Annotated in this window: 22 protein-coding genes; 14 read left to right on the top strand and 8 right to left on the bottom strand. The window is 71.6% G+C overall.

All coding sequences use genetic code 11. From position 1 onward, the window contains the following. Positions 1-95 precede the first annotated feature (95 nt). The gene (rfbC, locus tag ACIGXM_RS11245) at positions 96-692 is read right to left on the bottom strand and encodes a dTDP-4-dehydrorhamnose 3,5-epimerase (RefSeq protein WP_396559895.1); all 597 of its coding nucleotides are present in this window, start codon (positions 690-692) and stop codon (positions 96-98) included. Next, positions 680-1,567, bottom strand: coding sequence for a glucose-1-phosphate thymidylyltransferase RfbA (gene rfbA, locus ACIGXM_RS11250; RefSeq protein ID WP_396559335.1), 888 nt, complete (start codon positions 1,565-1,567; stop codon positions 680-682). Before rfbA ends, rfbC begins: the two co-directional genes overlap by 13 nt. A 91-nt stretch (positions 1,568-1,658) precedes the next feature. On the opposite strand from rfbA, the gene rfbB reads away from it, so the two are divergent. The 4 genes from rfbB (at position 1,659) to ACIGXM_RS11270 (ending at position 5,464) form a co-directional block, all read left to right on the top strand. Further along, complete coding sequence (rfbB, locus tag ACIGXM_RS11255) at positions 1,659-2,633, top strand: dTDP-glucose 4,6-dehydratase (protein ID WP_396559337.1); 975 nt, start codon at positions 1,659-1,661, stop codon at positions 2,631-2,633. 29 nt (positions 2,634-2,662) lie between these two features. Beyond that, positions 2,663-3,514: a dTDP-4-dehydrorhamnose reductase gene (rfbD, locus tag ACIGXM_RS11260; RefSeq protein ID WP_396559897.1), complete on the top strand. Its 852-nt coding sequence runs from the start codon at positions 2,663-2,665 to the stop codon at positions 3,512-3,514. A gap of 254 nt (positions 3,515-3,768) precedes the next feature. Further along, entirely contained in the window at positions 3,769-4,863 is a 1,095-nt protein-coding gene (locus ACIGXM_RS11265) for a hypothetical protein (protein WP_396559339.1), read from the top strand. A 94-nt stretch (positions 4,864-4,957) separates the two neighbouring features. Next, positions 4,958-5,464, top strand: coding sequence for a hypothetical protein (locus tag ACIGXM_RS11270; protein ID WP_396559341.1), 507 nt, complete (start codon positions 4,958-4,960; stop codon positions 5,462-5,464). 496 nt (positions 5,465-5,960) lie between these two features. Here ACIGXM_RS11270 and ACIGXM_RS11275 read toward each other — a convergent pair whose 3' ends face one another. Both ACIGXM_RS11275 and ACIGXM_RS11280 read right to left on the bottom strand, forming a co-directional pair. Beyond that, positions 5,961-6,710: a hypothetical protein gene (locus tag ACIGXM_RS11275; RefSeq protein ID WP_396559343.1), complete on the bottom strand. Its 750-nt coding sequence runs from the start codon at positions 6,708-6,710 to the stop codon at positions 5,961-5,963. A gap of 17 nt (positions 6,711-6,727) precedes the next feature. Continuing rightward, positions 6,728-6,925: a hypothetical protein gene (locus ACIGXM_RS11280; RefSeq protein WP_396559345.1), complete on the bottom strand. Its 198-nt coding sequence runs from the start codon at positions 6,923-6,925 to the stop codon at positions 6,728-6,730. A gap of 416 nt (positions 6,926-7,341) precedes the next feature. Here ACIGXM_RS11280 and ACIGXM_RS11285 point away from each other — a divergent pair, with 416 nt between their 5' ends. From ACIGXM_RS11285 to ACIGXM_RS11330, 10 genes are all read left to right on the top strand, one after another. Next, positions 7,342-8,616 (top strand): Mu transposase domain-containing protein, encoded by a 1,275-nt coding sequence (locus ACIGXM_RS11285; protein WP_396559347.1) that lies wholly within the window; start codon positions 7,342-7,344, stop codon positions 8,614-8,616. Positions 8,617-9,132: 516 nt separating this feature from the next. Further along, the gene (locus ACIGXM_RS11290; RefSeq protein ID WP_396559349.1) at positions 9,133-10,353 is read left to right on the top strand and encodes a cytochrome P450; all 1,221 of its coding nucleotides are present in this window, start codon (positions 9,133-9,135) and stop codon (positions 10,351-10,353) included. Positions 10,354-10,409: 56 nt separating this feature from the next. After that, positions 10,410-11,540 (top strand): acyl-CoA dehydrogenase, encoded by a 1,131-nt coding sequence (locus ACIGXM_RS11295; protein WP_396559351.1) that lies wholly within the window; start codon positions 10,410-10,412, stop codon positions 11,538-11,540. Between the two features lie 52 nt (positions 11,541-11,592). Further along, positions 11,593-12,771 carry a GNAT family N-acetyltransferase gene (locus ACIGXM_RS11300; RefSeq protein WP_396559353.1) on the top strand — a complete coding sequence of 393 codons (1,179 nt, stop codon included), beginning with the start codon at positions 11,593-11,595 and terminating at the stop codon, positions 12,769-12,771. Continuing rightward, the gene (locus ACIGXM_RS11305) at positions 12,758-13,222 is read left to right on the top strand and encodes a type II toxin-antitoxin system RatA family toxin (protein WP_396559355.1); all 465 of its coding nucleotides are present in this window, start codon (positions 12,758-12,760) and stop codon (positions 13,220-13,222) included. The genes ACIGXM_RS11300 and ACIGXM_RS11305 overlap by 14 nt, the downstream gene beginning before the upstream one ends. Continuing rightward, complete coding sequence (locus tag ACIGXM_RS11310; protein WP_396559357.1) at positions 13,219-14,499, top strand: aspartate aminotransferase family protein; 1,281 nt, start codon at positions 13,219-13,221, stop codon at positions 14,497-14,499. Before ACIGXM_RS11305 ends, ACIGXM_RS11310 begins: the two co-directional genes overlap by 4 nt. 5 nt (positions 14,500-14,504) lie before the next feature. Then, complete coding sequence (locus ACIGXM_RS11315; protein WP_396559359.1) at positions 14,505-14,759, top strand: acyl carrier protein; 255 nt, start codon at positions 14,505-14,507, stop codon at positions 14,757-14,759. Further along, a complete protein-coding gene (locus tag ACIGXM_RS11320) occupies positions 14,756-16,003 on the top strand; it encodes a beta-ketoacyl-[acyl-carrier-protein] synthase family protein (RefSeq protein WP_396559361.1) in 1,248 nt (415 codons plus the stop codon). The genes ACIGXM_RS11315 and ACIGXM_RS11320 overlap by 4 nt, the downstream gene beginning before the upstream one ends. A gap of 55 nt (positions 16,004-16,058) precedes the next feature. Continuing rightward, positions 16,059-17,087, top strand: coding sequence for an SDR family oxidoreductase (locus ACIGXM_RS11325; RefSeq protein WP_396559363.1), 1,029 nt, complete (start codon positions 16,059-16,061; stop codon positions 17,085-17,087). A 352-nt stretch (positions 17,088-17,439) separates the two neighbouring features. Then, complete coding sequence (locus tag ACIGXM_RS11330) at positions 17,440-18,801, top strand: MFS transporter (RefSeq protein WP_396559365.1); 1,362 nt, start codon at positions 17,440-17,442, stop codon at positions 18,799-18,801. Between the two features lie 29 nt (positions 18,802-18,830). Here ACIGXM_RS11330 and ACIGXM_RS11335 read toward each other — a convergent pair whose 3' ends face one another. The 4 genes from ACIGXM_RS11335 to ACIGXM_RS11350 form a co-directional block, all read right to left on the bottom strand. After that, positions 18,831-20,255, bottom strand: a complete 1,425-nt coding sequence (locus ACIGXM_RS11335) for an MFS transporter (RefSeq protein WP_396559367.1) — start codon at positions 20,253-20,255, stop codon at positions 18,831-18,833. Between the two features lie 405 nt (positions 20,256-20,660). Continuing rightward, positions 20,661-21,530, bottom strand: a complete 870-nt coding sequence (locus tag ACIGXM_RS11340; RefSeq protein WP_396559369.1) for a universal stress protein — start codon at positions 21,528-21,530, stop codon at positions 20,661-20,663. Between the two features lie 115 nt (positions 21,531-21,645). Continuing rightward, entirely contained in the window at positions 21,646-22,269 is a 624-nt protein-coding gene (locus ACIGXM_RS11345) for an HD domain-containing protein (RefSeq protein ID WP_396559371.1), read from the bottom strand. A 61-nt stretch (positions 22,270-22,330) separates the two neighbouring features. After that, a complete protein-coding gene (locus tag ACIGXM_RS11350) occupies positions 22,331-23,986 on the bottom strand; it encodes a multicopper oxidase family protein (RefSeq protein WP_396559373.1) in 1,656 nt (551 codons plus the stop codon). Positions 23,987-24,070 lie beyond the last annotated feature (84 nt).

Here is a 24,070-nt window from a genome sequence, read left to right on the forward strand (position 1 = left end):
CGTGCGGAGAATCGCCCTTTTTCCCCATCGCGAACGACAACGCCCTTGCGTGTCGCGGGGGCTGTTGAAATGTCAGACCCGCAGGCCCCGCCCCGTCACGGGAGGTGGCTGGGCGAAGCCAGGTAGGACCGACACACCTCGTAGGAGGGCAGCAGTCCGGCCGCCGCCGCTTCGGCCATGGTCGGCGCCGCGGCGTCCCTGGCGGAGAGCAGCGGCGTCGTGCCGGGCCACTCGATACCCAGTTCCGCGTCGAACGGATGCACCGCGTGTTCGGCGGCCGGGTTGTACGTCGCCGAACACAGGTAGCTCAACGTGGCGACGTCGGTGAGCGCGCAGAACCCGTGCCCCAACCCCTCCGGCAGGAAGGCCGCGTGGCGCTCGACGTCATCGAGCCGGACGGCCTCCCAGCGACCGAAGGTGGGCGAACCGACCCGCAGGTCGACCACCACGTCCAGCACCGCACCGCGCACGCAGGTCACGTACTTCGCCTGCCCTGGCGGCGTGTCGGCGAAGTGGATACCGCGCACCACACCCCGGGAGGACACCGAGAGGTTGGCCTGGGCGAGTCGCAGCGACCGGCCCGCCGCCTCGGCCAGCCGATCGAACCTGTACCACTCGGTGAACAGTCCCCGCTGGTCGCCGTGGAGTTGCGGGACGACCTCGAAGGCACCCTCGATGGTCAGCTCACGGATGCGCACTGCCTGTCCTCCTCCAGCAGATCGAGCAGATACCGGCCGTATCCGCTCTTGAGCAACGGCTCGGCCAGCAGCTGTAGTTGGGCGTCGCTGATCAGCCCGGCGCGCCAGGCCGCCTCCTCGACACAGCCGACCTTGAAGCCCTGACGCTCCTCGATCACCCGGACGAACTCCGAGGCCTGGACCATGGAGACGAAGGTGCCGGTGTCGAGCCAGGCCGTGCCCCGGTCGAGCCGGGTGACGTAGAGCTCCCCCAGCTCCAGGTACCTGCGGTTGACATCGGTGATCTCCAACTCACCACGGGGGCTGGGGCGGAGACCCCGGGCGATGTCGACCACCCGGTTGTCGTAGAAGTACAGCCCGGGAACCGCGTACCTGGACCTCGGCCGGCTCGGCTTCTCCTCGATGGAGAGCACCTGGCCCGCCTCGTCGAACTCCACCACGCCGTACGCCGAGGGGTCCGCGACTGGGTACGCGAAGACCCGACCACCCTTCAGGTCCGCCTGCCGGGCCAGCCGGGTGCCGAGCCCGCTGCCATGGAAGATGTTGTCGCCCAGGATGAGGGCGACCGCCTCGCCGCCGATGAACTCCGCGGCGAGCAGGAACGCCTGGGCGATGCCCCCCGGGCTCCCCTGTACGACGTACTCGAGGCGGAGGCCGAACTGTTCGCCGTCGCCGAGCAGTCGGCGGAACTGGGGCCGGTCCTCGGGCGTGGTGACGATCAGGACTTCACTGATTCCGGCCATCACCAGAGTAGAAAGTGGATAGTATACTATCGGTTTGTCGAAGACCGGCAGCAGTTGTTTGGACACCGATCGGGTCACCGGCCAGAGTCGCGAGCCGGTGCCACCGGCCAGCAGGATTCCTCGCATGGCAGGGCAGCGTAGTGCGCCGACGGTCGATCGGAAGTCTGCTGACGGTGATTCATGTCGGCTATCCGGAGTCGAGCTAGACTTCGCCACCATGCGCATCCTGGTCACCGGCGGTGCCGGTTTCATCGGTTCCGAGTTCGTCCGTCGCCTACTGGAAGCAGATCCCCGGGCCGCCATTACCGTCCTGGACAAAATCACCTATTCGGGCGTCAGGGAGAACCTGGCGCCGGTGGCCGGTCTCCCCGGATACGCCTTCGTTCACGGCGACATCTGCGACGCGCGGACGGTGAACGACGTGATGTCGGGTCACGACGCGGTGGTCCACTTCGCCGCCGAGACGCACGTCGACCGCTCGATCTCCGGAGCGGCACCGTTCGTGCGGACCAACGTGGTCGGCACCCAGGTGCTGCTGGACGCCGCCGTCCGGCATCGCGTCAGCAAGTTCGTCCAGGTCTCCACCGACGAGGTCTACGGCTCCATCGACGACGGTTCCTGGACCGAGGAGTCGCCCCTCGCCCCCAACTCGCCGTACGCCGCCTCGAAGGCCGGATCCGACCTGCTGGCACTGGCCTACCACCGCACCCACGGCCTCGACGTGTCGGTCACCCGCTGCTCCAACAACTACGGTCACCACCAGTTCCCGGAGAAGCTGATCCCGCTGTTCATCACGAACCTGATCGACGGCAGGCAGGTACCGCTGTACGGTGACGGCGGCAACGTGCGCGACTGGCTGCACGTCTCCGACCACTGCCGTGGCATCGAGCTGGTGCTGCACGGCGGCCGGGCCGGCGAGGTCTACCACATCGGCGGCGGCACCGAGATCACCAACAAGGAGCTCACCGGCCTGCTGCTGGAGGCCACCGGGCACGGCTGGCAGATGGTCCGGCAGGTGCCCGACCGCAAGGGGCACGACCGGCGCTACTCCCTGGACTTCAGCAGGATCCGACAGGAACTCGGCTACCGGCCGCGGATCTCCTTCGTGGAGGGCCTGGCCGATACCGTCGCGTGGTACGTCGACAACCGCGCCTGGTGGCAGCCGTTGAAGGCCCGGGCGGCTCTGTCGTGACCCGCTGGCTGCTGACCGGCGCCGGCGGGATGCTCGGCCGCGAGCTGCGAACCCTGCTGGCGGACGAGCGGACCACCGCACTCGACCGCGCGGCGCTGGACATCACCGATCCGGAGGCCGTCCACCGCGCCGTCGCCGACCACGACGTGGTGATCAACTGTGCCGCCTGGACGGACGTGGACGCCGCCGAGAGTGCCGAGGTCGCGGCAACCGCTGTCAACGGAGGGGCAGTTCGCCAACTGGCGCTCGCCTGTCGGGCGACCGGAGCCCGCCTGCTGCAGGTGTCCACCGACTACGTGCTGTCCGGCGACGCCACCGAGCCCTATCCCGAGTCGGCCCCCACCAGCCCGATCAACGCGTACGGCCGCGGCAAGCTGGTCGGTGAACGGGCGGTCGCCGAGCTCCTGCCCGACACCGGGTACGTCGTCCGCACCGCCTGGCTGTACGGCGAGCACGGCCGCAACTTCGTCACGACCGTCCTTGGCCTGGCCGCCCGACGTGACACCATCGACGTCGTCGCCGACCAGCACGGACAGCCCACCTGGACACGCGATCTGGCCCGGTCGCTGGTCGCGCTCGGCCGCACCGACCAGGCTCCGCCCGGCGTCTACCACGGTTCGGCGTCCGGTCGCACCACCTGGTACGAGCTGGCCCGCACGGCTTACGAGCTCGCCGGCCTCGACCCCGACCGGGTCCGTCCGACCACCTCGGCGGCCTTCCCCCGCCCCGCCCGGCGGCCCGCGTTCAGCGTCCTCGGCCATGCCCGCTGGGCGACGGTCGGGATCGCCGAACCACCCGACTGGCGCGAGTCGCTGACCGAGGCGCTGCACCGGCCGGCGTTCACCACCTCCGGCCCGGGGACGTCGAAGGTCCAAGCCTGACCGGCCACTTGGCCGCGCCGCCCGGCCCGGCCGGACCGTGCCCTCGACTTCCCCTGGCCCCGGACCATTTCGCGCGAGCCCGGACGCAGCCTCGGATGATATGAGGATTTTCCCGTCAGACGTCAATGCCGAAGTCGCACTTGCCAGCATGAAAACGTGTGCAGCTGAGCGCTCACCGCTGCCGAACGCGCCGGAACGGCTGACGATGCAGACGCCCGGTGAATGCGACATGTCCGTCCTACGAAGGGAGAACCATGCGGTTCACGAACCGGATCGCGATGCTGGCCGCCGCGTTGCTGCTCGTCCTCGCGTTCCCCGGTCGCGCCGGTGCCGCGACCACCATCACCCAGGACAGCCTCACACCCACCAGTGCCGCGCCGAACACCCCGGTCACCGCCACCCTGCGGGTGCACTCGTCCGCGTGTGTCACGGTCCTCCAACTCGGCGTCGCGGTCCGGGACTCGTCCGGCAACAACTTCGACTTCCCGGGCTCGACCGGCACCGTCTCGATCTGCCCGAGCGGCTACACGCTGGTCACCGGCTCGCAGACCTTCCCGGCCGGCAGCTACACGGAGTTCGGCTACTACAAGGACGCGGCCGGCTACCACAACCTCCCCTCACTCACGTTGACCGTCGCCTCAGGGGGCACGCCGGGGACGCCCACGGCGGGGAAGTCCCTCGCCTTCGACGAGGAGTTCACCTCCCCGATCGTCTTCGGCAGCCGCTGGGTGGCCAACACGACCAGCGCCTACCAGTACGGCAACAGCAACCCGAACGACGACAAGCTCGACCTTCTGAACCCGAGTGCGGTGGCCTCCGGCGGCGGCACCGTCACCTTCACCGCACAGCCCAGCTCCACCGTCCTGGCGAACGGCAAGAAGGCGTGGACCACCGGGCTGATCACGACGGAGGGGTCGACCCAGGGCTTCCAGGTCAGGACCAACGACTACATCGAGGGGTACGTGCTGATGCCGTCGAGTTACGGCGCCTGGCCCGCCCTGTGGAGCTGGAAGAACGGCGACACCGAGATCGACAAGTACGAGTACCACCCCGACAACCCCAACCTGCTGGAGCTCACCAACCACATCAACGCGGCGCAGGACTACTACACCAACTCCAGCGCGGTCGGCTACGGCAAGTGGGTCAAGATCGGCGCGCTCTACGGCGCCAACTCGGTGGACTGGTACGTCAACGGCGTCAAGGTCTTCTCCGACGGAAAGGGCGTGGGGACGTCCTTCTCCGCCTACATCATCCTCAACCTCTCGATCTGCGCCGGAACCTACCACCCGGCACCACAGAGCAACAACCCGATCAGCTTCTCCGCTCACTACGTCCAGGTGTGGCGATGAGGACCTCGCCCACCCCGCCCGGGTACCTCGGCGAACCCGGGACGTCCGCACCCGCGCCCGCGCGATCGAACTCTCGGAAAGACAGGTGTTCATCATGACCCGCAGCTCAGGTCAGCTCCGCCGAGCGCTGCTCTGGACGGTACTGACGGCCTGCGTCCTGACGGCGGCCCCGACCGCGGACGCGACTGTCCCGACGGACGGCCGTGCGGCGGCGAAGAAGTCACGGGTCTACGTCGCGCACATCGACCCCGATCCGGTACCCGCGGGCGGCAACCTGACGGTGCGCGTACTGCTGGTCAACGAGGGGCCGAACGCGACCGGCAACTCCTTCACCGTCAGCGTCACGCTGCCCCAGAACGTCGTCGCCACCGGACGCTTCTTCCCCGCCGGCTGCCTGAGCAACCTGACCGGCACCTCCGTCACCTGCGCCTTCCCCTCGGGCCTCGGCAACCAGCGGACGGCCGCCGTGCTCGTGCCGGCGCGGGTGTCGCCGACCGTGCCGGCGCACTCGAAGCTGTCCGGCGGGATGGCGACCGTCACCAACCCCGACGACCCGGACGCCAAGGTCCGGACGGTGACCTTCGGCATCAGGGTGGCCTGACGCAGCGCCGCCGCGCGCTCCCACCGAATCCTCTACCGGGCCCGTAGAGGTCACGGCCAACGGCTCGGCGAGGCGCCGGATTGATCTCCCAGTAGATCTCGTTTTCATAACGGTCCGGGTCGGCATATGCCATAGATCTTTGCCAGGGTTTCTCATGGTGAGTCATGACGGGACGACGGCAGAGGAGAATGGCAGAGTGCACATTAAATACGACTACTCCTCGGACGGTGGCTCGCTGGCCGAGCTGGTCGCGGAGGCCATTCGCCTGGACTACGGAGGTGCTCGGGCACGCTCGACTCCAGCCGTGGGACCGATCCCGGAGGTCGGTGATCAACGAAGTCTCCGCCCGCCCATCGGGGTCTCGCTCGTGGTCCATCGCTATCTGCGAATAATCGGGGGGGCGTAGCCTGCCGGAGGCCTGCCGCCCAGAGGGGGGCAGGCCTTTTCCGAGCTCGCCGGCCGCCACCCGCACGGCGACCGCTCCACTCGTCGGGTGCTAGCGCCGCGCCCGGTGGGAGCGGCGGCGGCCGATCGGCCTTTTCGCCGGCGGTTGGTTACCGGACAGCTGCCGCACCAGCTGATGGAGCGAGATGACTCCGGTGATCGGCGGCAGGCCGGCCACGATGACGTCCGCCGCCGTGCGGTGGACGTCGAAGATGCAGAGGCCGGTGGCGACGCCGGAGAAAACGACGACCACCGCCCAGGAATGGGCGGCGCGCCGCCGGTCCAGGGCGGTGCGCAGGACGGAAAGACAACCGGTGAGCCACGGTCCGTAAACGATTAACGGCCAGAGCTGGGAAAGCCCGCGTGGCGTCCGCGCCGATGCGACATCCTGCAGGGGGTGATAGGTGAACAGCCAGTCCAGGAGGCAGACCACGGTGACCGTCAGCGCCGTCAGCAGACCGAACAGGGATCCGATGACACGAGTCCAGGAAACCCCCGAGAACCAGGCCGGTTGCCGGTGCCGGGGCGACGGTCTCCCAGCCGGCCGGTGCTGCGTGGAACGCGCCCCGGACACCTGCTCCGCGAACCAGGACGGCGGAGCCGTTTCGGCAGCCGCGGCCTCGCCGGCGGCGCCGGACCCGGGCGGCGGATCCTCCCGAAGCCGGTCGTCGGTCGCGCGGAACCAGGTGTGGTCGACCTCCCCCCAGGACCAGTCCAGCTGATCGAGGAAGAGCTCCTCCCCCAGCGAGTGACCACCCAGCTGGGCGGTGTGGCCGAACCACTCTCTTATGTCGTCCGTCATGTTTGATCGTTCTCCTTTCAGCAGACGCTCACCGGCGGAACGGCGACCGTTCCGTCACCTTCGACCGCGGAGGGGCGCGCACCGCAGCGGACCGCGAATTCCTCTTCCATCTCACGAATTTCTCGCATGAAATCGGCCAGCAGACCCGACGTGTACGGGAGCGGCACTCGCACGCCGTTTCTGCTGAGATATCCGGTACTGACGTCGCCGGCCATGTTCCTGCGATCCGGGACAAAGAGCCACCTGCCACAGCTGGTGACCGGTTCACGATAACGAAGAGTCGGCACGAAAGCCGGTCGAAGTGCGTTCACACCTCACCAACGAGGGCCCTCGACGTTGGTTTCTGAGGCCTACCCGAGTCGTTTGATATGGGCTCCAGGCACGCTCACCAAAATTCCACCGGGGTGGCGCGAGGTGGCGCCCTTCCGGGCTTCCTCGTCTGGTTTGCCCGGATGCCGTGTCGTTCGATATGCAATGCTCGACGCGCTCTACGAAAATACCCGGCCAAGACAACAGAAGAAGCGTTTTTTCACCTTCCAAGCGGATGTCATCCGTGTTACGGTTCGGACCTCCAGCGAAAAGGTCGCACGATTTTTCTGGTGACGATCACGAAAGGGCTGAGGACGGTTACATGCTGACCTTGGACGAGTACCTCGAGCTACTGGCGCTGAATCACCAGGGCTGGTCCATTGCGGAGATCTCCCGCCGACTCGGACGGGATCGCAAGACGGTTAGCTCCTACGTCAAGGGCAGACGTGTTCCGGAGAAGCGCAGAACGGCCCAGGACGAATCACTGAGATATCTCTCGTACTGCCGCCAGCGGCTGGCGGAGGACCCCCATCTGCCGGCCCGCTGCCTCTACACCGAGATCGTCGAGCTGGGCTACCCGGGGGCGTACTCCACCTTCACGCGCGTCCTGCGCAACCAAGGCCTGCGCCCCCCTTGCCCGGAGTGCGCCGGGCGCACACACGAGGGTGAAGCGGTCGCCTCCGCACCGTCCGAGGCAACCGTGCGGTTCGACTGGGTCGAGCTCCCGGAGTCGCCGCCGGGCTGGGGCCGGGCCGATCGGGCCCATCTGCTGGTCGGTCTGCTTCCACACTCCGGCCGGTGGCGGGCGGCCCTGGCGGAGGGCGTCGACCTCGCGCACCTCGCCGAGGCCATCGACCAGGTCCTGAGACGGTTGGGCGGCACTCCGGGCTGCTGGGTGTTCGACCGGGCCACCGCCGTGTTCTCGGCGGACAGTGCCAAGGTGGCTCCGCCGTTCGCCGCCGTCGCCAGGCACTACGGCGTCCGCGTCCTGGCCGGGCCGCCCGGCGGGGGGCGCTGTGCGGCGTGCGGCGCGATCCGTGCGACCATCCGGCGTTGGTGGTCGGGCACGGTGGCCGCCGGCGGTAGCGTCCAGGCCGCGCAGCGCACCCTCGACCAGCTCGCGGCCTGCATGGACACGGCCGGCAGACTCGGCAGCCACCTCTGTGTCGCCGGCCAGAAGGTGGCCGGCAACGGACCGCTGCTCCCCCTTCCCGACAAACCGGTTCCGCTGTGGGTCTGTTCGACCAGCACCGTCAGCGCCGACGGCCTGGTCCGGTACCAGGGAAACTCCTACGCGGTGCCGAGGCATCTGACCGGTGCCCGGTTGGAGGTTCGCCGCCGGCTCGACCGACCGTACATCTCGATCGCCACCGCCGGCGGTGCGGTCATCGCCTGCTACGAACTCGCCGCGCCGGCGCGCGGGTTGACCGTGACGAACCGATGCGACGCGATCATGCTCCAGCGCCCGTACAGCTCGACTCCCCCAGCTGTGGCACGCTGCAAGGCCGCGACCCGGAGCCAGCGCTCCAGCGATGCGCCGGCCCAGGTCGGCTTCCCGCCACAGCACGAGTGGGCGACAACACGGTCCTCGGTGTAGCCCCGGGTGAGGGAGCGGCAGCCGAGGAACGGGCGGAGCCCACGGCCGACCAGGCCCAGGTCGCGAATCCGACGATCCCGGTTCGCAGCCGAGCCGCCCCGGGGTGCTGCCCTGGTCCAGGTGACGGATCAGGGCGCGTCCCGCTGAGCGACCACGAGTTGCCAGCCGCCCCGCCGCCGGCCCGGCCGGGACCACGACATCGGGCCGGCGGCCAGCCGGCCCGCCTCGACCGTTTCGTGCCGCGCGGCCACCGGTCGCCGCCGGTGACGTCGCGCCGAGCGCGGGATCCCGCCGCGATCATCCGAAGTTCGGTCACGATCCGGACCGGCTCCGAGAAAAGCGGAAAATCGCTCAAAAGCCTGGTCGCACGCCTGTTTCATGGCGCCCGGCAAGGCGTTTGGATATCCTGCTCGAGACGGAAGCCGCATGGCATGTGGATTCCCTCGGACCGCCGGAATTCCGGCGATTCGCAGTCGATCGTCACAGCTTCCGCGATGGAATCCGAAGGCGGGTCCGATGGATCCAGAGTCACTGTTATTCTCGATCTTCTCCCCGGCCGGCCGGGAGGATCCCTACCACGCGCTGGCCGAGCTGAGACGGATCGAGCCGGTCCACCACAGCAAGACCCTCGACACCTACTGCCTGACCCGGTTCACCGACTGCCAGTCGGTGCTGACCGACCCGCGGTTCCTCGCCCCCGACCTCGACTGGTGTGAGCGCGAGCTGCCCGACTGGCGGGAGCACCCGGCCGCGGACTTCTTCTACTCCTCGATGCTGCGCAGCAACGGCTCCGTGCACGGGCGGCTGCGGCGGCTGGTCGCCGGCGCGTTCAGCGCCCGTCGGGTGACCGCGCTGCGGGCCCGGGTCGAGGAGATCACCACGGGCCTGCTGGACCGCTTCGCCGACGCCACCGCGGCCGGCGGCGTCGCCGACTTCCCCGAGCTGGTGGGCTATCCGCTGCCGGTCGCCGTGATCGGTGAGCTGATCGGCGTGCCGCCCGCCGACCAGGCACGGTTCCACCGGCTCGGCCAGGACGCCAGCCGGCTGCTCGAGCCGGTCCGCACCGCCGAGGACTGGCACGGCGCGGACCGGGCCGTGCTCGCCCTGCGCGAGTACCTCACCGTCCTGCTGCGCGAACGGCGGCTGCGTCCGGCCGATGACCTCACCAGCGCGCTGCTGGCGGCCTCCGACGCGGAGGACCTCCCGCTCACCGAGGCGGAGTTGACGGACACCCTGTTGCTGACCTTCGTCGCGGGGTTCGAGACCACCACGGCGATGCTCGGACTGACCGTCTTCGCCCTGCTCTCCCACCCCGAGCAACTGGAACTGGTGCGTGCCCAGCCACAGTTGGCCGGCGCGGCGGTCGAGGAGTCGCTCCGCTGGGACACCCCGGTGCAGATGACCGAGCGCGTCGCGGCGGAGCCCGTGGAGGTCGGCGGGACGCGGATTCCCCAGGGGGCCAACGTGACCACCGTGCTGGCCGCCGCCAACCGCGATCCGCGGCGGCACCCCGACCCGGACAGCTTCACCGTGCGGCGGCCGGACACCAGGGTGCTCAGTTTCAGCGCCGGCCCGCACTACTGCCTCGGCGCCGCGCTGGCCAGGATCGAAGGGGTCGCGCTGGTGGGCCAGTTGCTGAGCAGGTTTCCCCGGCTCGCGCTGGCCCGACCGCCGGTGCGGCGCGCCTCGATCAGTCTGCGCTCCCTCAAGGAGCTGGCCCTGCTCACCAACGGCTGAATCCCGTCCAGGACGTGACCTCCGACCCTGGCCGACTCCCGCGAAGGGACCCGCCCGTGAACTTCCTGCGCACAGAGCGCGCCACCCTGGAAGCCCTGCTCCCCGGTCTGGACGAGACCCTCGCGGGCTACCCGCTGGAGGAACTGGAGACTTCCCCGAGTCCGGCGATCCGCGCGTTCCGCGAGGCCGGCGGCCCCGCGCTGCTGGTCCCCGCGCGGACCGCCGGGATCGGCGCCACCCCGCTGCAGGCCGTCCGGGTGCAGCGCGCCGTCGGCGCCCGCTGCCCGTCACTCGCGGTGGCCAGCACCATGCACCACTTCTCGGTCGCCGGGCTGGTCCGGGCCGCCGAGTACGGCACCGGCCTGGAAGGGCTGCTGCTGGAGGCGATCGCCAAGGAGCGGCTGCTGCTCGCCTCCGGCTTCGCCGAGGGCAACACCGGTCAGAACATCCTGCGGCCGCACATCACCGCCGTGCGCCGGGACGGGCAGGTGGTCCTGAACGGCAGCAAGATGCCGTGCAGCCTGGCGCGTTCGATGGACCTGCTGACCGCCTCGGTGGCGCTGGCCGGCGAGGACGGCGTCGACCGGCTCGCCGTCGCGGTGATTCCGGCCGGGACACCCGGTCTCCAGGTGCGGCCGTTCTGGCGGACGCCGATCCTGGCCGGGGCCGAGAGCGAGCAGGTCGTCCTCACCGAGGTCGAGCTGGACGAGCAGATGGTGGTGGTCACCGAGGTCAGCGCCGACGCCGTCCCCGACGACCTGAACATCGCCGGATTCCTCTGGTTCGAGCTGCTGCTGACCGCCGGCTACCTCGGGGTGGCCAGCGCCCTGGTCGAGCGGGTGCTCGACCGACCGGGCGGGGCCGGGGACGACCCCACCCCGTTCACCGTGGGCGTCGAGGCGGCGATGCTCTCGGTCGAGGCGGTCGCGCGTGCCATGGCCGACGAGGAGTGGGACGACCGGCTGCTGGTCGCCGCCCTGACGGCGCGCTACGCGGCGCAGGAGGCCATCGCGCGCACCAGCCGGGCCTGCCTGGCGGCCTTGGGCGGCATGGCGTTCATCAGCTCACCCGACGGCGCGTACCTGGCCTCGGCCGCGGCCGCGCTCGGCTTCCACCCACCGTCCCGCAGCCGGATGGGCCCGCCGCTGCGGGAGTTCCTCGACGGGCGGCCGCTGCGGATCGGCTGACCGCCGATCGCCCCCTGAGACGCCACCCGACGACCCCGAGCAGGTGATCCCCGTGGAACGAAGCGGCTACCAGGTCGAGGTGCTGTCCGGCATCGACTCGCTGCCGCCGGAGGTCTGGCAGCGACTGGCTCCCGCCGACGACCCGATGTGGTCCCGCGCGGTCTTCGGCGCCATGGAACGCAGCTCCATCGGCCCCGACGGCTACGCCTACCTGACGGCGCGTCGAGATGGCGAGGTGGCCGCCGTGCTACCGCTCTGCCTCTTCCGCGAGCTGCGGCTCGACGCCGTCGTCGGGCCGCGCGAACGCCGGCTGCTGGCGCCGGTCAGGCGCCTCCTCCCCCGGCTGCTCCGGGTGCCGATGCTGTTCTGCGGGAACCTGCTCGGCCAGGGCCACCTGCTCGCGCCCGACCCGCCGCCCCCGGAGCTGTGCCGGCTGCTGGTGGCCGCGACCCTGGGCTTCGCCCGGCGGCAGCGGCTGGGCACCGTGGTGTTCAAGGACTTCACTCCCATGGAGCTCGACCCGCTGCGCCCGGCCCTGGAGAGCTCCGGCTTCTTCTTCCTGCCGAGCCTGCCGGACACCGAACTCCCTCTGGCACGAAGCTCGTTCGAGGAGTACCTGGCCGCACTGCCGGCCAGGCCCCGACGCAACGCCCGCGCCAAGATCCGCCGCTTCCAGGCCCGGCCGGAGCTGCGGATCGAGGTCCTCGACGACTTCGCGCACCTGCTGCCCGAGGTCCTCGCGCTCTACCGCCAGGTGATGGACCGGGCCGACCAGACCCTGGACGTCCTGGACGGCCCCTTCTTCGCCGCCCTGCACGCCGACGGCGAGCTGCGCCGACAGCTGGTCGCCTGCTTCGAGGGCGAGCGTCTGGTGGCCTTCCTGCTCTGCCTGTTCACCGGCGGCGGGGCCACCGGCGCCCGGATCGGCCTGGACTACCGGATCGCCCACGACGCCCGGCTGTACCACAACGTGCACTACGCGGCGATCAGGCTCGCCATCGCCGCGGGCTGCGAGCGGATCCGGTTCGCCCAGACCGCGTACGAGCCCAAGCTGGAGCTCGGCTGCCACCTGGTCGAGCAGGGCCACGCGATGACCCATCTGCGCCCGGTGCCCCGGGCGATCCTGCGCCGACTGCTCCCGGCCGCGCTCTCCGCCGCGCTGGCCCGGGCGACGAAGGCGGCCCGGACCGGCCGTCCGGAGAAGGAAGGACACCGTCATGCCGTGCGTTGAAGTGGACCTGCGGATCGCCGCGCCGCCCGAGGCCGCCTGGGCCGCGGTGGTGGACGTGGAGAGCTACCCGGAGTGCATGGAGAGCGTCGACTCGGTCGTCCTCACCGAGCAGATCGACGAGCTGCGCCGCACCACCGCCTGGTCCGTGCGGCTCAAGGGATCGGTGCTGCGCTGGAGCGAGGCGGAGGTGCTCGACCCGGTCGCCCGCCGCTTCGACTTCCGTCAGGTCAGCGGGGACCTGGGCGAGTTCGTCGGGCACTGGGCGGTCAGCCCCGCGCCCGGCGGCAGCACCGTCTCACTGCACGTCGAGTTCGACATCGGCATCCCGCTGCTCGCCGAGATGCTCAACCCGGTGGCCGCCGACGCGCTGCGGGAGAACGCCGCCCAGATGCTCTCGGCGCTCGAACAACGGCTGACCGCCGGCCGCCCCCGTTCCGGGGCCACGGCATGACCGCGCCGCCGCTGGACGCCCGCGAGGCCTTCGACCGGTTGCGCCGCCACCTCTCCCCGAAGCTGGCCCTCACCGGGACGTTCGCCGGGCGCGGCGCGGTCGAGGCCTCCGCCGGCGGCTGCCGGGTGGTGCTCTCCGACGGCCGTTCGGTGCTGGACTTCGGCTCCTACGCGGTCACCCTGCTCGGCCACCGCCACCCGGCCGTGCTGGCGGCGGTCCGCCGCCAGCTGGACACCATGCCGACCTCCACCCGGAGTCTGGCCAACCCGGTCGCGGCCGAGGCGGCGGCCCGGCTCGCCGAGCACTTCGGCAACGCGCTGCCGAAGGTGTACTTCGGGTTGAACGGCGCCGACGCCGTGGAGGTGGCGGTCAAGCTGGCGCGGGTGGCCACCGGGCGGGCGCGGGTGATCGCGGTCCACGGCGGCTTCCACGGCAAGTCGCTCGGCGCGCTCGCGCTGACCCACAGTCCGCTGTACCGGGTGGGGCTGCTCGGTTGCGCGGTGGACGTGGTCCATGTGGACCCGGCGGATCCCGACGCGGTCCGCCGCGAGATCGCCGCCGGCGAGGTGGCCGCCGTCGTCTTCGAACCCGTCCAGGGCGAGAACGGCGCCGTGCCGCTACCGGTCCCGGTGCTCCGGCGGTGGTGCCAGGACGCCGCCCGGCACGGCGCGTTCGTCATCGCCGACGAGATCCAGTGCGGCCTGCGCCGGTGCGGCGAACGCTCGGTCGCGCTGGCCGAGGACCTGCCGGTGGACGCGGTGCTGCTCGGCAAGCCGCTGGGCGGCGGGGTGGTGCCGCTGTCGGCGGTGCTCTGCTCCGAGGAGCTCTACGCACCGCTGGCAGCCGATCCGTTCCTGCACTCCGCCACCTTCGGCGGCCATCCGCTGAGCTGTGCGGCGCTCCCGGCCGCACTCGGCGTGATCGAGGAACTCGCCTGTCATGGCGCGGAGTTGGCCAAGACCCTGGAGACCGCGCTGAGTGAACTGGGCCGCCGTCACCCGCAGTTGGTCGGCGAGGTGCGGGGCCGCGGACTGCTCTGGGGGGTCGACTTCCGCACGCCGCAGGCCGCCGGCTCGGTGGTGGTCGAACTGGCCGGTGCCGGGCTGCTGGTCTCGCCCTGTCTGGGGCGGCCGACCACCGTCCGGCTGCTGCCACCGCTGGTCGCCACCGAGGCGGAGATCGCGGAGGCGGTCGGGATCCTGGACGCCGCGCTCGCGGTCGCGGCCCGCACCACACCCGACCCGCCGGTTCCCGTGCGCCCCCAACGGAAGGAGTGACCGCCTTGCCCACCCGCGAGCAACTCGCCATCGCCGTCCGGAAGACCATCTCCGACGTGCTCGGCACCGAGATCGCCGAGGTACAGGAGCAGACCAGCCTGGAGACCGACTACGGCATCGACAGCCTGGAGTTGATGGAGATCGGCGCCCGCCTGGAGCGCACGCTCAACCTGCGGATCGAGGTCGAGGACCTGACCCGGGCCCGGACCGTCGGCCACGCCATCGACCTGCTCGACGCCCGTCTGGCCGGGCGACCTTGAGCGGCCGCGACGCCCGCGGCCGGCAACGCGTCGCGGTCACCGGCATCGGGGTGAAGTCGCCGGCCGGCAACAGCGTCGAGGAGGCGTTCGCCGCCGTGCTGGCGGCGCGGTCCGCCGCGGCGCTCGTGCCGCAGCTGGCCGGGCGGGACCTCCCGGTGCGGTTCGGCTGCCTGGTACCGCCGTTCGACACCGGCGACTACGTCAGCCGGCGCGAGGCGCACCAGATCGACCGCGTGACCGAGCTCCTGCTCTGCGCGGCGGCGGACGCGCTGGGCGGGGCCCCGCCGCCGACCGGGCTGCCGCCGGAGCGGATCGGCGTGCAGATCGGCACCGGGATCGGCGGACTGCCGAGCATGGAGGCCACCACCCGGAACCACGACGCCGACCCGATGGGCATGCCGGTGCACACCGTCCCGAAGACCATGGCCAACTCGGCTGCCTGCCGGATCGCCCTGCGCCACGGCTTCCAGGGCGAGTGCACCACCTACTCGACCGCCTGCGCCAGCGGCACCACCGCCATCGGGGAGGCCGCGCGCCGGATCCGGTACGGCGAACTCGACCTGGCGGTGGCCGGCGGCGTGGACGCGGCCGTCACTCCGGTGATCATGGGCGGCTTCGCCCGGCTGCGGGCGCTGTCCACCCGTACCACCGCCCCCGAGCTGGCCAGCCGTCCGTTCGACGCGGACCGGGACGGATTCGTGCTGGGCGAGGGCGCCGCCGTGCTGTTGCTGGAACGCTGGGACTCGGCACGAGCCCGCGGCGCGCGGATCCTCGGTGAGGTCACGGGCTACGCGAACACCTGCGACGCGTTCCACATCGTCGCCCCGCACCGCGACGGGGAGGTCGCCGAGCGCTGCATGCGCCTCGCCATCGCCGACGCCGACCTGACACCGGCCGACATCGGCCAGATCAACGCGCACGGCACCTCGACAGTGCTCAACGACCGCGCGGAGGCGCACGCGATCGAGCGGTGCTTCGGCGGCCAGTCGCCACCGGTGACCGCGACCAAGGGCGTCACCGGCCATCTGATCGGCGGCTCGGGGGCGTTGGAGGCCGCCATCGCGCTGCTCTGTGCCGCGCGGGGCGTGGTCCCGCCGATCGCCAATCTCGCCGCCAGCCCGGAGGGCGACCTGGTGGACCTGGTGGCGGGCACGCCCCGCACCGTCGCCTCCGCTCCGGTGCTCTCCAACTCCTTCGGCTTCGGCGGGCAGAACGCCTGCCTGGTGCTGGCCGCGCCGCCGTGAATCCCCAGCAGCCCACGGTCCACCCCTTCGACCCTTCGAGCCGGAAACGAAGCCCATGCGAACCCTTGTCACCGGTGCCACCGGCGTGGTCGGCGTCGAGCTGGTGGACCAGCTGAGCGGTCCGGACGGCGGGCCCAGCGTCGTCCGCACCGCCCGGCGGCCGACCGACCCCGCCCTGGTGAGCTGGCGGATCGGACACGAGCCGCCGCCCGCCGAGCTGTCCGGGCACTGGGACGTCATCGTGCACGCGGCGGCCTCCACCCGCTGGACGCTCAGCCGCTCGGAGGCCGTCGCCGCCAACATCGAACCGCTGCGGGCGGTGCTCGCCCTGGCCGACACCGACACCCACCTCGTCCAGGTGTCCACCGCCTACGTCGGCGGGGCCCGCAACCCGGAGGACCTGCGCGGCGAGGAGTTCGCCGGCTACCGCAACGGCTACGAGTGGTCCAAGGCGGTCTGCGAGGAGATCGTGCGCGAGGAGCACCGGGGACCGCTGACCGTGGTCCGGCCGCCGCTGATCGTGGGACGGCGGACGGACGGCGGGATCTCCCGCTTCTCCGGCCCGTACACGCTGTTGCAGGCGCTGGTCTCCGGCCTGGCCGCCGTGGTGGTCGGGGATCCCGGCGGCCGTGCGGAGATCAGCCCCGTGGACCAGGTCGCCGCCGTGATCGCCGGCGCCGTGCGCGGCACGCCGCCGTCGTCCCCGCGCACCGAGGTGATCGCCGGCGGGCAACGGAGCCTGCGACTGGACACCCTGCTCGACGTCGCCTGCCGGACCATCAACGAGTGCCGGGCGGCGCACGGCGCGGCGCCGATCGAGCGGCCGCCGATCGTCCCGGTGGACGGCTGGAACCGGTTCTTCCTGCCGCTCGCGGAGCGGTACCTCTCGCCGCTGCAGACCCAGGCGGTCAAGCTGCTGGCGATGTTCCAGAGCTACACCAGCATGGGCGAACCCTTCGAGCCCACCCACGCCGTCGCGGACCCGGCCGCGGTGATGGCCGGCGCGGTCCGCTACTGGGCCGCCCGCCGGCCCCGGCTGGCGCTGGCCCGGCCCACCCCGTGGACGCTGATCGCCGCCGACTGAGCGGCGCCGGGTCACCGCACCGCTCGCCGGGTGCGCGCCGAGGACCGGACAAGTCCCGCCGGTGGAGCGCTGCTTGGTGCCGGTTGACCGACAACCGGCCGGCGTGGTGGGCGCGTTGTCCACGCCGGCGAGGTCCAACTCGCTCCGGGCGCCGTCGCGAACCGCCACCACGCCCATCACGCCCGGCCGGACAGCGGAAGCCGGACCAACAAGGATTGCATACGCACCAGTTCCACTGGCTTCAGCATTTCTTGGGTTAACTTTTATGGTTCTCCCGGTACTTCTGCCGCTTTTCACCCGGGCGGTGGCACTCCGGTTTCCGTCGTGACGGCCCGGGTCGCATGGTGGGCAAATGGCAACTGATATCACGTCACAGCAAATTCACGGCCAGCCACTGGACCGGGCCGTGGACCGGACCCAGGCGCCTTCGGGTTCACCGAACCTCTCCCGCGTCACGGTCGCGGCCCTGGCCGGAACGGCCGTCGAACACTACGACTTCCATCTCTACGGGATGGCCGCGGCGTTGGTCTTCGGCCACCAGTTCTTCCCCAAGCTCGGCGTGGCGAACTCCCTGCTGGCGTCCTTCTCGGTCTCGGTGGTGGCGTTCGTGGCCCGTCCGGTCGGAGCCGTGGTCTTCGGGCACTTCGGGGACCGCCTCGGACGCAAGGGCGTCCTGGTGATCTCGCTGCTGCTGATGGGCCTCTCCACGGCGGCCGTCGGCGCGTTGCCCGGCTACCGCAGCTGGGGCGTCTGGGCCCCGGCGACCCTGGTCCTGCTGCGGTTCTGCCAGGGCCTGGGCCTGGGCGGCGAGTGGGGCGGCGCGGCGCTGCTGGTGGCCGAACACGCCCCGCACGGCCGGCGCGGCCGGTACGCGGGCTACCTCCAGCTCGGCAGCTTCGCCGGGTCGGTGCTCGCCACCGCGGTCTTCGTCACGCTCTCCGCCGGCCTGAGCGGGGCCGAGTTCGCCTCGTGGGGGTGGCGGCTTCCGTTCCTGGGCTCGATCCTCCTGGTGGGGCTGGGGCTGTTCGTCCGGCTGCGGATCGACGAGACCCCCACCTTCGCCCGGCAGACGACCACCGGGCGGCCCGCGGTGCCCGTGTTCGAGGTGCTGCGCGACCACTGGCGGGGCGTGCTGCTCGGCACCGGCATGCTCGCCTTCGGCTACGCCTTCTTCTACCTCAGCAGCTCGTACGTCCTCGCCTACGCGACCACGGAGTTGCGGGTGGACCGGACCCTGATGCTCGTCCTCCAACTGCTGGTCGCGCCGGTGGGCGCGCTGGCCGTCTGGTACGGCACCGGACGGTCCGACCGATGGGGACGCCGTCGGGTACTGCTGATCGGCATCGTGCTGGCGGCCGGCTGGTCGCTGGCGATCTTCCCGCTGCTGGAGAGCCTGCGGCCCGCGCTGATCCTGCTCGCGATGCTCGGCTCGGCGCTGGCACTCGGCGTGCTGCACGGCCCGACCGGCGCCTACCTGCCCGAGCTGTTCCCCACTCGGGTCCGCTACACCGGCGCCGCGCTCACCTACAACCTCGGCGGGGTGATCGGCGGTGCCACCGCCCCGCTGCTGGCCACCCGGATGACGGCGCACTACGGGACGGCAGCCCCGATGGGCTGGTACCTGGTGGGTCTCGGCGTCGTCTCGGTGCTCTGTCTGCGCGCGCTGCCCGAGACGATCGGCCGGGACCTGGCGGTGGACGCCAGCCCGGCGTGAGCGCCCCTCAGGTGCTCGGAGCGGGTCGCTCAGAGCAGGTCGGGGGCCTGGTTGCCGACGGCCTCGATCGCCCGGCGGACCGGGACCCGCACCAGCAGCGCGAAGCCGATGGCGAAGAAGATCAGCAGCGAGATGATCGCCACCCGGTAGCTTCCGGTGATCTGGAAGGCCAGGCCGAAGACCAGTGGGCCCATCCAACTGGTCCCGCGGTCGCTGATCTTGTAGAGGCTGAAGTACTCGGCCTCCCGGCCCGCCGGGATCAGGTGCGAGAAGAGCGAGCGCGACAGCGCCTGGCTGCCGCCGAGGACCAGGCCGATGGCGGCGGCCAGCGTGTAGAACCAGACCGGCTGGTTCGCCGGCATCACGTAGCCGAAGGCCAGTGTGACCACCCAGGCGACCAGCGAGCCGAGGATGGTCCGCTTGGCGCCGTACCGCCGGGCGATCCGACCGAGCAGCAGCGCGCCACCGATCGCCACGATCTGCACCAGCAGCACGCCCGCGATCAGCGTGGTCTGGCCCAAGTGCAGCTCTTCGCTGCCGAAGAGGGAGGCCTGCGAGATGACGGTCTGGATGCCGTCGTTGTAGCAGAGGAACGCGGCCAGGAAGAGCAGGGTGAGCGGGAAGCGGCGCATCCCGCGCAGCGTGCCGGCGAGTTCGCGCAGGGTGCCGCCGGCGTGCTCGTCCAGCGGCTGCTCGTCCGCCTGCCCCACGGGCGCGGTGGCCGGGCGGCGGGGCAGGCGGCGCATCGGGAACACCGTGAAGCCGGCCCACCACAGACCCGCCGAGGCGAGGCAGAGCCGCACCGCCGTCCCCGAGGACAGCCCCAGCGCGCCGTGGCCGAGGAAGAGCGCGAGGTTGAGCACGAGCAGCAGCCCGCCGCCCGCGTAACCGAAGGCCCAGCCCTTGGACGAGACCGCGTCCCGCTCCGCCGGCGCGGCCAGTCCGGGCAGGAAGGAGTTGGCCAGCGCGGCCGAGACCGCGTAGCAGATGTTCGCGACCACCAGCAGCGCGCCGCCGAGCAGGTAGCGGTCGCCGTCGAGGAAGAACATCCCGACCGTCGCCGCAGCCCCCACGTAGGCGAACGCGCCCAGCAGCGTCCGGTGCCGTCCGGTCCGGTCGGCCGTGGCCCCCGCCAGCAGCATCACGACGACCGAGAGCAGCACGGACGCGGAGACGGTGTAGGGGAAGAACGAGCCGGCCCGCACCGGGATGCCCAGCGGGTGGACGTCGCCGTGGGCGTCCGCGGCCCTGGTGGCGACGTCCGTGAGGTAGGGCCCCAGGAAGACGGTGAGGACGGTCGCCGAGAAGGCCGCGTTGGCCCAGTCGTTGAGGTACCAGCCGCGCTGGACACGCCGAAGGTCGGCCGGGGCGGCCGTGCCGCGAACAGAGGTGAGCAAAAGACGGACTCCGCGCTCGATCAGGACATCGCGCAGGACGCCGATGCGATGCGCCATGATGCCATCCACCCGCAGGTTGGGGTAGTGCGGGCCGGCAACTCGGGGGCGGCGGTGTCAGCCGGCCGGAATGTTCGTCTACCCCCTTGTCAGCGAGCCAGAAGCGAGTAGCGTAGGTAACAGCCTGCAGGGCGAGCGAGGGAGCCTGGCCGCAGCAGCCCCGAGATGACGAACGGGCCATCGCGAGACAGCGTTCAACGACCAGCCTGAGAGGCCGGACGGTGCATGCAAGACCTGACGGCGACCTCCATCACCTGATCCGGACAATACCGGCGTAGGAAGCCCACCTTGCAGGTTCCTGATGGAGTGACGAGGGCCGGTGCGCTGTTCGCACCGGTCCTTTCGTGCCTGTTCGACCACCGTCCAGGCCCGGCGAACGCGGCCTCGCCCACGGCGTCGGAGCGGCTACTCCTCGGGCGACCACTCGTCGGGAACCACCGCGACCGGGCAGCGCGCGTGCTGGACGACCGCCTGGCTCACCGAGCCGAGGCGCCCGAGCAGCCCCTCCGGCCGGCCACGCCGACCGACCACCACCAGCCGGTGCCGCTCCGAGAGCGCCACCAGGCGCTTCGCCGGCCCGGCGCGGACCGCCTCGACCGAGACCTCGACCTCCGGGTACCGCTCCCGCCACGCCGCCAGGCGCTCGGCCACCAGCCGTTCCTCCTCCGCCGCCACGTGCTCCGCCTCGTACACGGGCGGGAAGTCGTGCCCGGGCCCCAGCACCGGCGGAAAGCTCCAGGCGTGCAGCACGTGCAGCGCGGCCCCGCGCCGTCGAGCGCTGTCGAAGGCGAACGTCAGCAGGTGCTGGTCCGGCTCCCGTCCCTGTAGTCCCACCACGACACCGCCCGCCCTCCCCGCGTGGCCGTCGTGGACGACGACCACCGGGCCGACCGCGTGCGCGGCGACGTACAGCCCGGTCGAGCCGACCAGCAGGCCGGGAAAGCCGCCCGTACCGCGCGAGCCGACCACCAGCACCCCCGCCGCGGCGCTCAGCGCGACCAGCGCCTCGCGCGCGTCGGAGGCCACCACTCCGCTGCTGATCTCCAGGCCCGGGTGGCGCGCCCTCGCCCGCTCCGCGAGCGAGGCCAGCGCCTCCTCCCCCGCCCGCCGGGCCCGCACGGCGTCCAGCGACTCCGGTGCCTGGTGCGGCTCCCAGAGCCACGCGTGCACCAGGTGCAGCCGCTCCCCGCGCAGCTGCGCCTCCGCCGCCGCCCAATCCACCGCGTCGCCGGCCGTGCGCGGATCATCGACTCCGACGATGACCGGACGTGCCATGACCTGCTCCTCTGCTCCGACCTCGGCGGGCCGCCCGGTCCCCCGGCCGCGGCCTGGCGTTCCCCTCCAGCCTGCGCCCCGGCACGCCGCGCCGCACGGGCCGACCGGCCCCGGATCACGCGTCCGTCGGGTCCACGGCCAGATGGGCGAAGGTGCTGCGCCAGGTCGCGAACCACTGGCGGAACCACGGATGGGCCTGCGCCAGCGGGACGACGGCGCGGACCGTCTCCCGGTAGTACGCGCCGCGCTTCTCCGGCCGGGGGTGCGTGTCCAGGCGCTGCACGTTGCTCAGCCGGTCCGCCAGCTTGAGCAGCAGCGCCTCGGCCGGCGCGTCCCGCAGCCGGGCCAGGTACGCCGTGCGCGCCTCCTCGCGCGTCCGGCCCTCGACCGGGGCGGGCTTGGTCACCCACTCGACCAGGACCGCGACCCGGTCCCCGAAGCGCTGCCGCACCTCGTCCAGCGAGCAGTCGGTGTCCTCGACCACGTCGTGCAGGACGGCCGCCCGCAGCACGTCCGGGTCGGTCGTGCCGACCGCCTCGACCAGCACGGACACGGCCTCGAACAGGTGCTCCGCGTACGGCTCACCCGCCGGTCGCCGCTGGTCGGCATGCCAGTGCGTCGCGAAGGCGACGGCTTCGTCCAGCAGGACGAGGTCCCGCTCCGGGAGACGGTCGGCCAGCCGCGCGCGCAGCCCCGGCCAGCCGTCCTTCACCTCGAACGTCCGAAGCGCGACGGCCACGCCCCCACCCCCTGTTCTCTCCTCCGCGTGCGCTACACCCAATCACGGGCCGTCGGCCCGCTCAACGGTCGTCCGACCGGTCGCGCCTGCGGCCATGGCCGCCCCGCCACCGCCGGTGGTGGTGCCGGTGATGCCAGTGGTGCCGGTGGTGCCCGTGGTGTCGGTGGTGCCAGTGGTGCCGCCAACCGTGGTGCCGCCGCCCGCCGTCCGACCGACCGTCGGAGGCCTCGTCCGACCGGTCGCCGGGGTCCAGCGGCGAGCCGGCCGGCAGGACGTCGATCCGGCCCATCTGGCCGTGCGAGGAGTGCACCAGGTGGTGGCAGTGGTAGACGTACTCGCCGGGGTAGTCCGTCCAGGTCATGGCGATCCGGACGGTCTCACCGGGGTGGATCGCGACGGTGTCCTTCAGCCCCGCCTCGGTGGGTCCGACCGGATGCCCGTCGCGGTCCAGCACCCGGAAGTGCACCAGGTGGGTGTGGAAGGAGTGGGGGGCGTGGAAGACACCCGCGGGCTTGCGGGTGTGGATGTTGCGGATCGTCCAGATCTCGCTGGTGCCCAGGACGGTCCGCACGTCGACCCGGTTCGGGTCGTACTTGCGCCCGTTGATCCTGGTGTCGGGGAAGGTCGCCATGTCGAACTCCCGCCGCACCGTGGCCTGCGGGATCGGCGGCAGGGTGGCCAGCACGGCCGGCACCCGGCTCGGGTCCTGGGCCGGCCGGGTGATGTCGAAGCGCAGCACCTCAGGCCGTTCGGAGGGCAGCGCCGCCGTGTTCTCCAGCACCACCGAGGAGCCCACCCGATAGCGGGAGAAGTCGACGATGATCTCGGCCCGTTCGGCACCCGTCAGCGGGAGTTCGCTCACCACCACCGGCGCGGCGAGCAGGCCGGCGTCGGAGGCTATCTGCCGGAACGGCGCGCCGTCGGCGAAGCGCAGCGAGATGTGCCGGTTGGGGGACACGTTGTAGACGCGCAGCCGGTACCGGCGGGCCGCCACCGCGAAGTGGGGCCGCTCCTTGCCGTTGACCAGCATGTGCGGACAGTCGTACGGCCGGACGTAGTGCAACGTGCCGTCGACGCCGATCAGTGCGTCCCGGATCAGCAACGGTATGTCGAACTCGCCGTCGGGCAGTCCGAGTCCGCTCTCGTGCGGGTCGCTGAGCAGGTAGGCGCCGCTCAGCCCGCGGTAGACGTTCTCGGCCTCCAGGCCGTGCGCGTGGTCGTGGTACCAGAGCGGGGCGGCCACCTGCTGGTTGGGGTAGCGGTACTCGCGGGTCTCCCCCGGCTTGATGAGGGCCATCGGCAGACCGTCGGAGTCGGACGGGACGTGACCGCCGTGCAGGTGGACGGAGGTGTGCACGGTGAGGCCGTTGGTCTGCCGGACCACCACCTCCCGGCCGCTGCGGGCCCGGATGGTCGGCCCCGGGAAGGTGCCGCCGTAGGTCCGTACCGTGGTCATCAGCCCCTTGACGACCTCCACCCGGGTCTCGGCCATCCGGAGCTGGTAGAGGTCCGAGGAGGCCGTCGTCGACACCGGGCGCAGCACCGCGGGCACCGGCATGGACTGGGCGAACGGGACGGCCCGGGCGGCGGCCGGCGCTTCGGCCGGCGCTGCGGGTGCGGTGCTCGCCAGGGCCCGTACCGGGTCGCCCAGCAACGGGTACAGGGCCGCCACGCCGCCGACGGTGGCGGCTCGTAGGAGATCTCGTCGGTTCAGCATCCCGCGTCCGCTCTCCGTCTTCTCAGGCGTCCGGATGTCGCCAGGTTCGGTGGTTGATGCGCCGTGACGCTCGACGGCGACGCT

The sequence above is a fragment of the Kitasatospora sp. NPDC052896 genome (assembly GCF_044547075.1).
Lineage (GTDB): Bacteria > Actinomycetota > Actinomycetes > Streptomycetales > Streptomycetaceae > Kitasatospora.